Source organism: Sphingobium sp. EP60837 (genome assembly GCF_001658005.1).
Lineage (GTDB): Bacteria > Pseudomonadota > Alphaproteobacteria > Sphingomonadales > Sphingomonadaceae > Sphingobium > Sphingobium tyrosinilyticum.
The window spans coordinates 36084-48788 of record NZ_CP015989.1 but is presented as its reverse complement, the minus strand read 5'-3'; the positions used below and the strand labels follow the sequence as shown (position 1 = coordinate 48788).

Sequence of the window (12705 nt, the reverse complement as noted above, 5' to 3'; positions counted from 1 at the left end):
CCCTGGCTGAAGTGTTATGCTTGCCAAGGAAGTCGCCCTTCAAATGGAAAGCGCAGCGCAACTAAGGGATGTCACTTCCCGCAAGTTAGAGATCATTCGACGTGAGGAAAGCCGACGATCTCGCCGTTGTCGATGAAGATCGACGGATTTTGGGTATGCTGACGAGATCGATCGTTCGCAGCGCGACCTTTATGGCGAAAACTGACGCCTGTCGATGTCACGCTGGCAATCAGGTCTTCAGCCAGAAGCGCAGAATCATCGATACTGCACCGAGCGCAACAACGCTCCCGGTCCAGATCAGCGCCATCCATCCCAGCCGCTTCCAAAAGGGCGTATACTTCATCAGTGATAGCCGTGCGTGCCAACTTTGCCACGAAAGACCCAATAGGCCCATCCAGTATAGGCAAGGATGACCGGCATGATGATCGCGGTCCCTACCAACATGAATATCTGGCTCCGCTCGGGCGCGGCGGCATCCCATATGGTGATGCTGTCGGGCACGATGTAAGGAAATAGGCTGATGCCAAGACCTACAAACCCTAACGCGAACAGGGCCAGCGCGAGCAGGAACGGTGCAGCGGTGGCCCCGCCGCGCAGTTTGTGGAAAAACAGGAAAGCGACGATCGCGGTAAGCAGCGGCACCTGCGCTGTTGCCAGAACTCCGGGCATGTCGAACCAGCGCTTCCAATATTCGAACTGCAGGAACGGGGTGGCGGCGCTGACGGCCGCCATCGCGACCAGCGTGCCTGCCCCCGCCCACAGCGCCAGCCGGCGGGCATGCGCTTCTGCGCTACCTTCGACTTTCCAGATCAGCCAGGCAGCACCGAGCAGCGCGTAGCCGATAACCACCCCAGCGCCGGTCAACAGGCTGAACGGAGTCAACCAGTCGAGCCAGCCACCGGCATAGGCCTGGTTTTCGACCTGAACGCCTTGGAGGATCGCGCCTAGCGTCACGCCCTGCGCCAAAGCGGCAATGAACGAGCCCAGGCTGAACGCGATGTCCCATAACGCACGGTGCCGCGGATCGCGCCAGCGGAATTCAAACGCCACGCCACGAAAAACGAGCCCCAAAAGCATCGCGATGATAAGTGGGTAAGTCGCAGTCAGGACGACACCATAGGCGAGCGGGAAAGCAGCAAACAGCCCGCCGCCGCCCAGCACCAGCCATGTTTCGTTGCCGTCCCACACCGGCGCGATCGAATTCATCGCCTGATCGCGCTCCTCCCCCACTTTGAAGCTCGGAAACAGGATGCCGATGCCCAGATCGAACCCGTCCATGACAACGTACATGAATACGGCAAAGGCGATGATGAAAGCCCAGACGACCGTCAAATCGACGTTGATACCCATCTTGTTTACTCCGTCCCGGTCGCGATGGCAGACGCAGGCGTAATACCCGCAGTGCGTACCGGCACATGCTCAGGCTCGGGCTCATGCGGCCCGGCCGGCTTGTGCATCAGATGCAAAATGTACCATGCGCCCGCACCGAAGACTGCGAAATACACGATGACGAACGCGATCAGCGAGGCAGCGACCGCAGGCGCGGCGAGAGGCGACGCGCTTTGGGCCGTGAGCATGTGGCCATAGACGGTATAGGGTTGGCGCCCCACCTCCGTTGTGATCCACCCGGCGATCACTGCCACGAAGCCCGATGGCCCCATGAGCACGGCGACGCGATGCAGCCACGACCAGTCGTAAAGACGTTTGCGCATCCGCGCGACCAAGCTCCACAGACCAAGGCCCAGCATGGCGAAGCCGATGCCGACCATCACGCGGAACGACCAGAAGATGACCGGCACGGGAGGTTCGCGGTCATCGGGGATCGTGTCCAGGCCGGCGAGCGGTGCGTTCAGATCATGCTTCAGGATCAGCGACGAAGCCTTGGGAACCTCCACGGCATAATCGATGCGCTTCTCCGCACTGTTGGGAATGCCGAACAGGATCAGGGGCGCACCTTCCGGGTGGCTCTCATAATGCCCCTCCATGGCCATGACCTTGGCGGGCTGGTGCTCCAGCGTGTTGAGGCCGTGCATGTCGCCAGCGAAAATCTGGATCGGCGCGACGATCGCTGCCATCCACATTGCCATGCTGAACATCTTTCTCGCATGCAGGTTTGCGCGGTCGCGCAGCAGATGCCAGGCGCCGACCGCACCAACTACAAAGGCAGTGGTGAGATAGGCGGCGATTACCGTATGGACGAGCCGGTAGGGGAAGCTGGGGTTGAAGATGATCGCCAGCCAGGATTCTCCCGGCAGGAAACGGCCATCGGGTGCCATCTCGAAGCCGGTCGGCGTCTGCATCCAGCTGTTTACCGAAAGGATCCAGAAGGCGGAGATGAAAGTGCCCAATGCCACCATGCAGGTGGCGGCAAAATGCAGCCCTTTGCCCACCTTGGACATGCCGAACAGCATGACGCCCAGGAAGCCGGCCTCCAGGAAGAAGGCGGTGAGCACTTCATAGGCCATCAGCGGCCCGATCACCGGGCCTGCCTTTGTCGAGAAGACAGACCAGTTGGTGCCGAACTGATAAGACATGACAATGCCCGAGACGACGCCCATGGCGAAAGCGATGGCAAAGATCTTCACCCAGTAGCGAAACAGGTCGAGATAGATGTCCCGCCCGGTTTTCAGCCACAGTCCCTCCAGGACCATCAGATAGCTGGCCAGGCCGATCGAAAAGGCCGGAAAGATGAAGTGGAAGCTGACCGTGAACCCGAACTGGATTCGGGCGAGCAGCAGGGCATCGAGTCCGTCGAACATCTTTAGTCTTCCGGTAAGGCTGCGCGCTGTGCGCGCCGCCAGCGATTAAATGTCTTTTCGGATATACCAATTTGTCGGCAACTAGCGCAAACGCCTTGCCCTGATGCGATCAGCGCGGCGATCGCCTGACAGCGACGTTCCTTATCGGGGATCGCAGTCACAGGGCCGCCGCGCTCTTCCAGAGCATATAAGCCGCGACGACGAAGATCAGCACCGCGAACACCGTTGTCAACGTCCCGGTGCCAGACAGCCGCTTGGCGACGATTGTGCCAATGAAACCGCCAGCGATGCCGCCAGTGATGAATACGCCAGCCAGCGCCCAGTCGATCAGCCCGGAAAATGCATAGTTGGCAGCTGTCGTCAGGCCGAATGCCGTCACCGCGACCAGACTGGTTCCGACCGCGTTGATGATTGGCATGCTGGTCGATGCGACGAGGCCAGGGACGATCAGGAAACCGCCACCGATGCCGAAAAAGCCCGAGAAGATACCGGTGCCCAGGCCATAGCCCAGCACCTTGGGCGCATTCTCACGATTGCATTGGGCGCCCGGTATGCCGAGCGCCTTGCGCCCGCGCAGCATCAGTAGCCCGACCACGATCATTACGAGAGCGAACAGGAACAGCAGTTTCTGCCCGTCGAACGCCTTGCCGACCGTCGAACCGCCCAGCGCCCCAAGGATGCCTGCCGCAGCATACATCCCGCCGCAGCGCCATTTGACAGTATGCTCCCGTGCATGGCTGGCCAGTCCCGTTGCAGCGTTGACCGCAACTGCCAGCGCCGACGTGCCGATGGCGACGTGCGGGCTGGAAACGCCGACCAGATAGACCATCAGCGGCACGGCCAGGATCGAACCGCCCCCCCCGACCAGTCCCAGCGAGAAGCCGACCAGCGAACCGGACAGCAAGCCCAGCACATATTGCAGGGGTTCGAGCATGACGATCACGCCGCCTGACGGACGCGTTCGATCGGTTGCGGCTCCACCAGCCACTCGTGACCCTTGAGCATGCCGTTCCAGTAAATCCAGGGCAGCGCTTCGGATTTGAGGAGCCACGATAACCTGGCCGGCTGCGTCCCATCGATCAGCCATTTTGGGAAGCTGGGCATGAGCTTGCCACCATAGCCGAACTCGGCAAGCACGATCTTGCCCTTCTCCACAGTGAGGGGGCACGAGCCGTAGCCATCATAGCCGGCAACCGGCTCGCCACCCTTCAGCATGGCGAGCAGATTGACCGCCACGATCGGCGCCTGCTTGCGCACCGCGGCGGCAGTCTTGGCATTGGGCGTGGAGCCACCATCGCCAAGGCCGAAGATATTGGAGTAGCGGACGTGACGCATCGTCACCTGATCAACCTCGACATAGCCTGCTTTGTCCGCCAGCGGGCTGTCGGCAACGAAGCGCGGCGCGATCTGGGGCGGGGTTACATGCATCATGTCGAACGCGCGCGTCACTTCGCCCGCCTTTTCGCGGAAGGTCGCAGTTTTCGCCCCGCCGTCGACCGCGATCAGGGTAGATTCGAAATTGAGGTCGATGCCGTACCGCTCGACATAGCCCATCAGTGCGGGCACATAGTCCTTCACGCCGAACAGCACGCCGCCTGCATTGTGGAAGGCAACATCGATGTTGTTCAGGACACCGCGTTCAAGCCAGTTGTCGCACGACAGGTACATCGCCTTCTGCGGCGCACCAGCGCATTTGATGGGCATCGGCGGCTGGGTGAACAGCGCCACGCCTTCCCGCAGATTGCGCACCAGGTTCCAGGTGTAGGGCGCTGTGTCGTAGCGATAATTGGAGGTCACGCCATTCTGGCCCAATGTTGCCGCCAGCCCGTCGATCGCATCCCAATCCAGCACATTGCCCGGCGCAATGACCAGCGCGCGGTAGCCGATCGCGCTGCCATTTGCGGTCGTCACCTGATCCTGTTCGGGTTGAAAACTTTGAGCAGCTTCCCTGATCCAGGTGACACCCTTGGGCATCACCGACGCCATCGAATGGCAGGTCGACTTCGGTTCGAACACGCCTGCACCGACCATCGTCCAGCCGGGCTGGTAATAATGTTCGGTACGCGGTTCGATGATCGCCACCGAAAGCTTGGGATCCCGCTTGAGGATCGATGCCGCCGTTGCGATGCCGCCTGCGCCGCCGCCGACAATGACAACGTCATAGGTGGCCGCAGGGCGATCAGTCGCGGGGCCATCCGGACTGCTGGCCGATGCGGTCTCGATCCGACCGCGCAATTGCGACAGGTCATAGCCAGCCGCATTTGCCGCGCTCAGGATGGCGGCGGTCGGGCGCGATCCGGCCTGGGACAATGCCCAAAGCGTCGTGGCGCGGGTGCCTGTCCGGCAGAAAGCGAGGGTCAGACCATCGGCATATGCTAGCGCATCGCCAAAGTCCGTAACGGATGCCTCGTCAAAATTGCCACCGCTGATGGGAATATGACGATAGGCAATGCCGAGCGCTTCAGCCTGTGCCTTCAGGTCGGCCGAGAAGGGTTGGCCGGGCTCTTCGCCATCAGGCCGGTTGTTGATGATCTGACGGACGCCAGCAGATGCGACCTGGTCAATATCTTCCGGCGTAATCTGGGCGCAAACGAGTAGTTTCTCGTCGAGCTTATGGGGGATCATCGAACCTCTCCTTTTCTGAGTTCAGGCATGGACCGGCGTTCGCGGTCCCGACGGGCGATCAAGCGCCCAGACGATCGCGAAGCCGACCGCCATCGCAGCAGTGAAAACGGCGGCTGCCGGAGGATTGATGGCAAATGCGGCCAGCGCCGGGCCTGGGCAAAGGCCACCGAGCCCCCATCCGATGCCGAACAAGGCAGACCCCCCGAGCAGGCGCGGCGTGACCGGATCGGTGTCGGGCAGATGAAAATCGGCATCGGCAACAGGCGCCGCCATCCGCCGCTGGATCAGCCAGGCGATTGCCATGGGGGTCATCGCGCCGCCCATGACGAAGGCAAGGGTGGGATCCCAGGCACCGAACAGGTCGAGGAAGCTGCGGACCCGCACGGGGTCCAGCATGCCCGACACGGCGAGGCCCGCGCCGAACAGCAGGCCGGAGGCAAGGCCGATCATGCCGCGGATCACCAGCCGCCCCCGACCGCATTGACGATTGCCACCGTCGCGAAGCCGGTCGCCATGAAGGTAAAGGTCGCAACGATGGATCGCCTAGACAGGCGCGACATGCCGCATACGCCATGACCGGACGTGCAGCCCGAGCCAAGCCGCGTGCCGATGCCGACGATGAGCCCTGCTACCGCGAGCGTTGCCATGCTCATGGGGAAGCGTGACAGGATCGGTCCCGCCGCCCATGCGACAAGTGCCGCGCCGAGAGGCAGGCCGATGATGAATGCCAGCGCGAGCGTGCGCGGTGCGCCGCCGCCCAGCCCGATCGCCCGCGCTGCCATGCCGCTGACGCCAGCGATGCGGCCCGCGCCCAGCAGCATGATAGCAGCCGCCGTGCCGATCATCAGGCCGCCGATCAGCCCCTGCACTGGCATCGCATAATCAGGCATCACAGCACATCCAGCGGGAGCTTGAGGTAGCGCGTGCCATTCTCTTCTGGCTCAGGCAGATGCCCGCCGCGCATATTCACCTGTATCGAGGGAAGGATGAGCCGCGGCATCCCTAGCGTCGCGTCACGCCGGGTGCGCATCTCGACAAATTCGTCCTCGCCTACGCCTTCGTGGACATGGACATTGGAAGCGCGTTCCTGGCCGATGGTGGTTTCCCACACAAAGTCGTCGCGGCCCGGCGCTTTGTAGTCATGGCAAAGGAAAGTGCGCGTCTCACGCGGCAAATCCATCAGGCGGCGGATCGAGCGATAAAGCATTCGCGCATCGCCGCCCGGAAAATCCGCGCGAGCGGTGCCATAGTCCGGCATGAACAGCGTATCGCCGGTGAACACCGCATCGCCGATCACATAGGCCAAGTCGGCGGGCGTATGCCCTGGCACATGCAGCGCGACCGCAGGAATCGAACCGATCGAGAACCCGTCGCCGTCATCGAACAGATTGTCGAATTGCGACCCGTCACGCTCGAACTGCGTGCCTTCGTTGAAGATCTTGCCGAACACGCTCTGGACTGTCGTGATCGCGCGACCGATCGCGAGCTTGCCGCCGAGCCTTTCCTGGAGGAACGGCGCGGCAGACAGATGATCTGCATGGGCATGCGTTTCCAGCAGCCATTCGACTTTGAGCCCTTCCGCCTGGACATAATCGATGATCGCCTGCGCAGAACTATTTTTGGTTCGGCCTGATGCAGGATCAAAATCCATCACGCTGTCGATAATCGCTGCGGCGCAAGTCACTGGATCATGAACCACATAGCTGGCGGTAAATGTCGGCTCGTCAAAAAACGAGCGCACGACCGGCGCGGGCACTTCGCCGGCCCGGGTGTCCGTCACAATCTGCGTTGCGAGCATGAGCGGCTCATCAGGGTGGTCCATCTCGACTCTCCAAACTTTCTCAGTTACACGTTTCAAATAATCGAGCATTATCGTTGCGTCAACCGACGAGATTGATGACAATGTCGATCAGCATGAATGAAAGGTTCGATTTGGCTCCTGAACTCCCCTCCTGTTCCGCGTTGCGCCTTGGCGAGGAAGCGCCGGATTTCACCGCCCGCTCGACCCGTGGCCCGGTGTCACTTTCGGATTTCCGAGGGCGCTGGCTTGCGCTCTTTTCGCATCCCGCGGATTTCACGCCGGTCTGCACCAGTGAGTTTGTGTCGATCGCGCGCGCGCATGACCGGTTTGCGGCGTTGGGATGCGAACTGATGGCGCTGTCGGTCGACAGCCTGTTTTCCCACCTCGCCTGGATCCGCGCGATCCGCGATCGGTTCGATGTCGTCGTGGACTTCCCGATCATTGAGGACCCAACGCTGGAGATCGCGCGCGCCTATGGCATGGTCGGCCCAAACGCGATGGACGCCAGCGCGGTGCGGACGACCTATTTCCTCGATCCGGATGGAATTTTGCGGGCCTCGACCTGCTACCCGGCGAGCGTCGGGCGCTCCGTAGAGGAGATGTTGCGCCTCGTCGCCGCGCTTCAGCGTGTGCATGACGGATCGGCGCTGGCGCCGGAAGGCTGGATGCCGGGCGGCGATCTGCTCGCGGTCCCGAGCCACGATGTCGCCGACGTGCTGGCCGCGCCCGCCGGCACCGACTGGTTCTATACGCCGATCAAGGATCAGGCATGATGGCGGACATCGCGACGCTTGATCTCGATGCCGCAGCGGAATTGCTCCGGGCGCTAGCGCATCCGGTGCGCCTCTCCCTGTTGCGCACGCTCATTGATGGCGAGCGCTCGGTCGGCGAGATCGAGCAGTTAGCCAATGTCGTGCAGCCCGGCCTTAGCCAGCAGCTCGGTGTTCTGCGAAAGGCCGACCTTGTCCATACGCGACGCGAGGCGAAGCTGGTTTTCTATCGCATCAACCAGGCCCGTATCGCTGAAGTTAGCGCCTTGCTTGATGCCTTTGCGGGAACGGTGGCGATCTCCCGTGCCGACAGCGTGGCAGCTCGGATGCAGGCCGGGGGCGGTGCCGCGATGTTCGCCCGCATCACGCCGCGCAAGTGACGCTGCGAGGCTCGAAAGCCTCGCAGTTGCAGTGTTTCAAAGCAGTTCCAACCAGATGGACTCATCTGATCAACTGGAGTTTTGCCTTAGTCGACCAGCACGGTCCGTAGATATGGCCGGTGCTCGGTCCAGCCTTGCGGGAAGAGCGTGCGGGCTTCCTCGTCCTTGATCGAGGGAGGGATGATCACTTCCTTGCCTTTTTGCCAGTCCGCAGGGGTCGCGATCCGTTTCGCATCGCCAAGCTGGAGCGCGTCGATCACGCGCAATATCTCGTCAAAATTGCGCCCGACGCTCATCGAGGGCATAGCGTGGAAAGTACGCTAAACAACGCTAAGCGAGAACGCATGGCGAACGCTCGATGCGAACGGACGGACGCTTAATCAGGCGGGCCGTTCGATTCCCATCCTACGCATTTCGCGATAAATGGTCGATCGGCCGATGCCGAGTTGCCGCGCTGCTTCGGTAGGCGAGATACGAGCTTCGACCAGCTTGATGGCCGCATCCACTTTGGACATGTCCAGCGGCTGACGGCCAGGCTGTTTGCCCTTAGCACGGGCGGCGGCAATACCATCTCTGGTTCGCTCAGAAATCAGCCGTCGCTCAAAATGGGCGATGGCCCCAAACACATGGAAGATGAGCTCGCCGGCAGCTGACGAAGTGTCGATCTTTTCTTCAAGGCTCAGGAGCGCGATGCCCTGACCGCGTAGCGTCTCAACCGTGGTGAGAAGTTCGGCAAGCGAGCGCCCAAGCCGATCGAGGCGGACCACCGCCAGCGTGTCACCCTTGCGGGCATAGGCGATTAGCTCAGCCAGACCGGGCCGTTCCATGCTCTTACCTGAAATGACATCGGTGAAGATTTTGATGGCGCCAGCCTTCTCCAGACGCATGGTCTGGCCCGCAACGTCCTGATCGCCGGTGCTGACGCGGGCATAGCCCAGAATATCACCCATGCCGCACGTCTCCCAAACGGTCGTTCTGTGGACGCTATGGAGGGCAGCCGCTGCGCCCCACCCATATCCGTCCACATACTATGTCTCTTTACTCCTCGCTGTCCATAGGCCCAGATGACCTTTTGTGGACAGGAAACGGCATGACGAAGCGCAAGCATCAACTCCTGACCGAGAGCGAACGCGATCAGATACTCGCCATCCCGACCGATCGCGACCATTTGGCCCGGCTCTATACCTTCGAGCCTTCCGATATCGAGATCATCGGCGCGCGACGGGAGCGACGGAACCAGTTGGGCGTGGCGCTGCAACTCGCGCTCCTGCGGCACCCGGGCATCACGCTTGCGCAGTTGATACAGGACAGGGGAGCAATACCCCATGATCTCGCCGCTTTCGTCGCGGAGCAACTTGGTCTGCACGTAACCGAGCTGGCCAACTATGCGGCGCGGGATCAGACAATGACGGATCATGCCCGTGAGCTGGCGGCGCGTTTGGGGCTTCGGGGGCCAACCCGCGCCGATATTCCCTTCATGGTCGAGGCGGCCGCGAGAACGGCATGGGCGACCGACAAGGGGATGACGATTGCGATGGGCGTGGTCACCGCCCTGCGCGAGGCCCGGATTTTGCTGCCGTCCATCTCCACCATCGAACGCGCCAGCAGCGCGGGACGTGCCCGCGCGCGCAAGCAGGCCGCCCACGCCCTGATCGCCGATCTCAGCGCCGAACAGGTCCAGGCCCTCGATCAGCTCTTCGACGCCGCCGGCGGCATGAGCCATCTCGCCTTGCTTAAGACCATCCCCGTCGCGGCCAAGCCCGATCACGTCCGCCAGATCCTCGACCGTCTGAGGCAGGTGCGGAAGATCGGCATTTCCCCCGACGTCGCGGGCCGCATCCACGCGGACCGATTTCGGCAATATGTCAGGGAAGGCCGTGCGTCGCCTGCCTATATGATCGAGCGCTATATTCCCTCCCGGCGACGCGCCACGCTCGTTGCCTTCCTGCTCGATCTTGAAGAACGGCTGACGGACAGCGCCCTGGAGATGGCGGACAAGCTGATCGGCGGCATCTTCACCCGCGCGAAGAACGCCCAGGCGCGCAGCTATGCCGCCACGTCGAAGAACGTGGCCCGGCTGATGCTGATCTTCCGCAGGACGATCGACGCGCTCACCGATGCAGTCGATACTGGCGAAGATCCTATGGAGGTCCTGGATGCCTCAGTAGGATGGCACACCCTCCTGAAGGCCAGACCGGAAGTGGCGACGATCGCGGAAACCGCCAATCTTGATCCGCTGAGGGTCGCGGCCGACCGCTATGCGACGTTGCGCAAGTTCGCCCCTGATCTGCTTGAAGCGCTACAGTTCAGGGCCGGAAAGGGCAGCGCGAAAACGATTGCCGCTATCGAGATGCTGCGCGACCTCAATAGGTCGGGCAAGCGCGATCTGCCTGCCGACGCTCCGATGCCCTTCCGCAAGGAATGGCAGAAAATCGTCATGGGCGATGACGGCAAGATCAATCGGCGGCTCTGGGAAATCGCGACTATCGCGCATCTGCGCAACAAGCTGCGCTCCGGTGATGTCTGGGTGGAACGATCGACGGGATACCGCCAGTTCGACAGCTACCTGCTAAGCGAACCGAAGGCCAAGCCGATCGTGTCGGCTCTTGGTCTGCCACCCACAGCCGGCGAATGGCTCGAACAGCGGGGCCGCGAACTGGACTGGCGGCTGAAGAAATTCGCCCGGAGCCTGAAGCGCGACGCTCTGGAGGGTGTGCGATACCGCGACGGCCGCCTCCAGATATCCCCCGTTCGCACGATCGCAACGCCCGACGCCGAAGCCCTGGCCGACCGGCTCGATGCGATGATGCCACGCATCCGTATCACCGAACTGCTACATGAGGTGGCGCAGGAAACTGGCTTTCTTTCGGCGTTCACCAACCTGCGCACCGGCGAGCTATGTCCCAATGAAAATGCGCTGCTCGCCACGATCCTCGCCGACGCCACCAATCTCGGCCTGTCGCGCATGGCCGCCGCGAGCCAGGGCGTCACGCGCGATCAACTCCTATGGACCCATGACGCCTATATCCGCGACGAGAGCTACCGCGCGGCGCTCGCCGTCCTCATCAACGCGCACCACCGCCTGCCATTCTCGCGGGTATGGGGCGACGGCACAACGTCCAGTTCCGATGGTCAGTTCTTCAGGGGCGCGAAGCGCGGCGCATCGGGCGGCGACATCAACGCGCGCTATGGCGTCGATCATGGCTTCAGCTTCTACACCCATGTTTCCGATCAGCGCGGGCCCTACCACGTCAATGTGATCTCGGCCGCCACGCATGAAGCGCCCTATGTCCTCGACGGCCTCATCAGCCATGGCACCGATCTCAGGATCGTCGAGCATTACACCGACACCGGCGGAGCGACGGATCATGTCTTCGCCCTGTGCGCGATGCTGGGATTTCGCTTCTGCCCGCGCCTGCGCGACTTTCCGGACAGGCGGCTTGCGCCGATCGCGCCGGTTTCGGCCTATCCGTCCATCGCCCCGTTGTTGGGCAAGCGTATCCGCACCGACATCATCAATGAACAATGGGACGACGTGCTGCGCCTCGTGGGGTCGATCAAGGCTGGCCACGTCGCGCCGTCGGTCATGCTGCGAAAGCTCGCCGCCTACGAACGGCAGAACCAGCTCGACGTCGCACTACAGGAGATCGGCAAGATCGAACGGACCCTGTTCATGCTGGACTGGCTTGAAAATCCCGATCTGCGCCGGCGATGCCATGCCGGCCTTAACAACAGCGAGCAGCGCCATGCCCTGACGCAAGCGATCTACACCTTCCGCCAGGGCCGCATCATCGACCGCAGCCATGAAGCTCAACAATATCGGGCATCAGGCCTCAACCTAGTCATCGCGGCGATCGTCTATTGGAACACGATCTACATGGCCGACGCCCTCCAGCATCTGCGATCGGCAGCGGCCCCGGTCCCCGATGATCTGCTTGTCCATACGTCGCCGGTTGGCTGGGAGCATATTGCCTTTTCCGGCGATTTCCTCTGGGATCGAGCCGCCGCTTCCGCTGGCCGCAAGGCCCTCAATCTTCCGCCGGACAGCCGCGCCGCCTAAGCGTTCCTCGGTTGTTCTCCCTTAGCGTTGTTTAGCGTACCTTCCACGCTATGCCCTCTTGATGAGCGCGCCGCAGCTCTCCGCGCTGAATCAGAACGCTGGCAAGCCTTCTGGAATGAAGCTGGCGGAGATCAGATCGATCCTCCCATTGTCGCAAAGCCCCCACGCCGCCGCTGGTTCTCCTTCTTAAAGCGACCGCAATAGTTTGAGCGGCCCAGGGCCGCGCTCCGTCAGTGGTGGCAGCTGCCACCGGGGGAACACCAAGGGCACCCGCCCTTTCGTTCCCGAAGCATAATCGACAGGACCGGGT

The 12705-nt window shown here is 62.1% G+C and carries 13 protein-coding genes and 1 pseudogene; 3 read left to right on the top strand and 11 right to left on the bottom strand.

Annotated elements, in window-relative coordinates:
* Positions 1-92: 92 nt before the first annotated feature.
* The 9 genes from EP837_RS22115 to EP837_RS19560 all read right to left on the bottom strand — a co-directional run bounded on the left by EP837_RS22115 (position 93) and on the right by EP837_RS19560 (position 7182).
* Positions 93-311 (bottom strand): hypothetical protein, encoded by a 219-nt coding sequence (locus EP837_RS22115; protein WP_066532480.1) that lies wholly within the window; start codon positions 309-311, stop codon positions 93-95.
* A complete protein-coding gene (locus tag EP837_RS22110; RefSeq protein ID WP_443019164.1) occupies positions 230-448 on the bottom strand; it encodes a DUF2474 domain-containing protein in 219 nt (72 codons plus the stop codon). The genes EP837_RS22115 and EP837_RS22110 overlap by 82 nt, the downstream gene beginning before the upstream one ends.
* The gene (cydB, locus tag EP837_RS19590; RefSeq protein ID WP_066532479.1) at positions 343-1350 is read right to left on the bottom strand and encodes a cytochrome d ubiquinol oxidase subunit II; all 1008 of its coding nucleotides are present in this window, start codon (positions 1348-1350) and stop codon (positions 343-345) included. The genes EP837_RS22110 and cydB overlap by 106 nt, the downstream gene beginning before the upstream one ends.
* A gap of 5 nt (positions 1351-1355) precedes the next feature.
* On the bottom strand, positions 1356-2759 hold the full coding sequence (locus EP837_RS19585; protein WP_066532476.1) for a cytochrome ubiquinol oxidase subunit I: 1404 nt from the start codon (positions 2757-2759) through the stop codon (positions 1356-1358).
* A gap of 157 nt (positions 2760-2916) precedes the next feature.
* Entirely contained in the window at positions 2917-3693 is a 777-nt protein-coding gene (locus EP837_RS19580) for a sulfite exporter TauE/SafE family protein (RefSeq protein ID WP_066532679.1), read from the bottom strand.
* 5 nt (positions 3694-3698) lie between these two features.
* Complete coding sequence (locus EP837_RS19575; RefSeq protein ID WP_066532474.1) at positions 3699-5384, bottom strand: bifunctional protein tyrosine phosphatase family protein/NAD(P)/FAD-dependent oxidoreductase; 1686 nt, start codon at positions 5382-5384, stop codon at positions 3699-3701.
* A 21-nt stretch (positions 5385-5405) separates the two neighbouring features.
* Positions 5406-5846: a DUF6691 family protein gene (locus EP837_RS19570; protein ID WP_066532472.1), complete on the bottom strand. Its 441-nt coding sequence runs from the start codon at positions 5844-5846 to the stop codon at positions 5406-5408.
* Positions 5843-6274 carry a YeeE/YedE family protein gene (locus EP837_RS19565; protein ID WP_066532677.1) on the bottom strand — a complete coding sequence of 144 codons (432 nt, stop codon included), beginning with the start codon at positions 6272-6274 and terminating at the stop codon, positions 5843-5845. Before EP837_RS19565 ends, EP837_RS19570 begins: the two co-directional genes overlap by 4 nt.
* Entirely contained in the window at positions 6274-7182 is a 909-nt protein-coding gene (locus EP837_RS19560; RefSeq protein ID WP_066532674.1) for an MBL fold metallo-hydrolase, read from the bottom strand. The genes EP837_RS19565 and EP837_RS19560 overlap by 1 nt, the downstream gene beginning before the upstream one ends.
* A gap of 104 nt (positions 7183-7286) precedes the next feature.
* Between EP837_RS19560 and EP837_RS19555 the strand changes: the two genes are divergently transcribed.
* Together EP837_RS19555 and EP837_RS19550 are read left to right on the top strand one after the other, a co-directional pair.
* On the top strand, positions 7287-7958 hold the full coding sequence (locus EP837_RS19555) for a peroxiredoxin (RefSeq protein ID WP_156518805.1): 672 nt from the start codon (positions 7287-7289) through the stop codon (positions 7956-7958).
* The gene (locus EP837_RS19550) at positions 7955-8335 is read left to right on the top strand and encodes an ArsR/SmtB family transcription factor (protein ID WP_082919881.1); all 381 of its coding nucleotides are present in this window, start codon (positions 7955-7957) and stop codon (positions 8333-8335) included. The genes EP837_RS19555 and EP837_RS19550 overlap by 4 nt, the downstream gene beginning before the upstream one ends.
* A gap of 86 nt (positions 8336-8421) precedes the next feature.
* Here EP837_RS19550 and EP837_RS19545 read toward each other — a convergent pair.
* Positions 8422-8631, bottom strand: a pseudogene (locus EP837_RS19545) (peroxidase); the annotation flags it as partial.
* An 84-nt stretch (positions 8632-8715) separates the two neighbouring features.
* Positions 8716-9285 carry a recombinase family protein gene (locus EP837_RS19540; protein WP_011607925.1) on the bottom strand — a complete coding sequence of 190 codons (570 nt, stop codon included), beginning with the start codon at positions 9283-9285 and terminating at the stop codon, positions 8716-8718.
* A gap of 140 nt (positions 9286-9425) precedes the next feature.
* On the opposite strand from EP837_RS19540, the gene EP837_RS19535 reads away from it, so the two are divergent.
* Positions 9426-12395, top strand: a complete 2970-nt coding sequence (locus tag EP837_RS19535; RefSeq protein WP_066532466.1) for a Tn3 family transposase — start codon at positions 9426-9428, stop codon at positions 12393-12395.
* Positions 12396-12705: the final 310 nt, after the last annotated feature.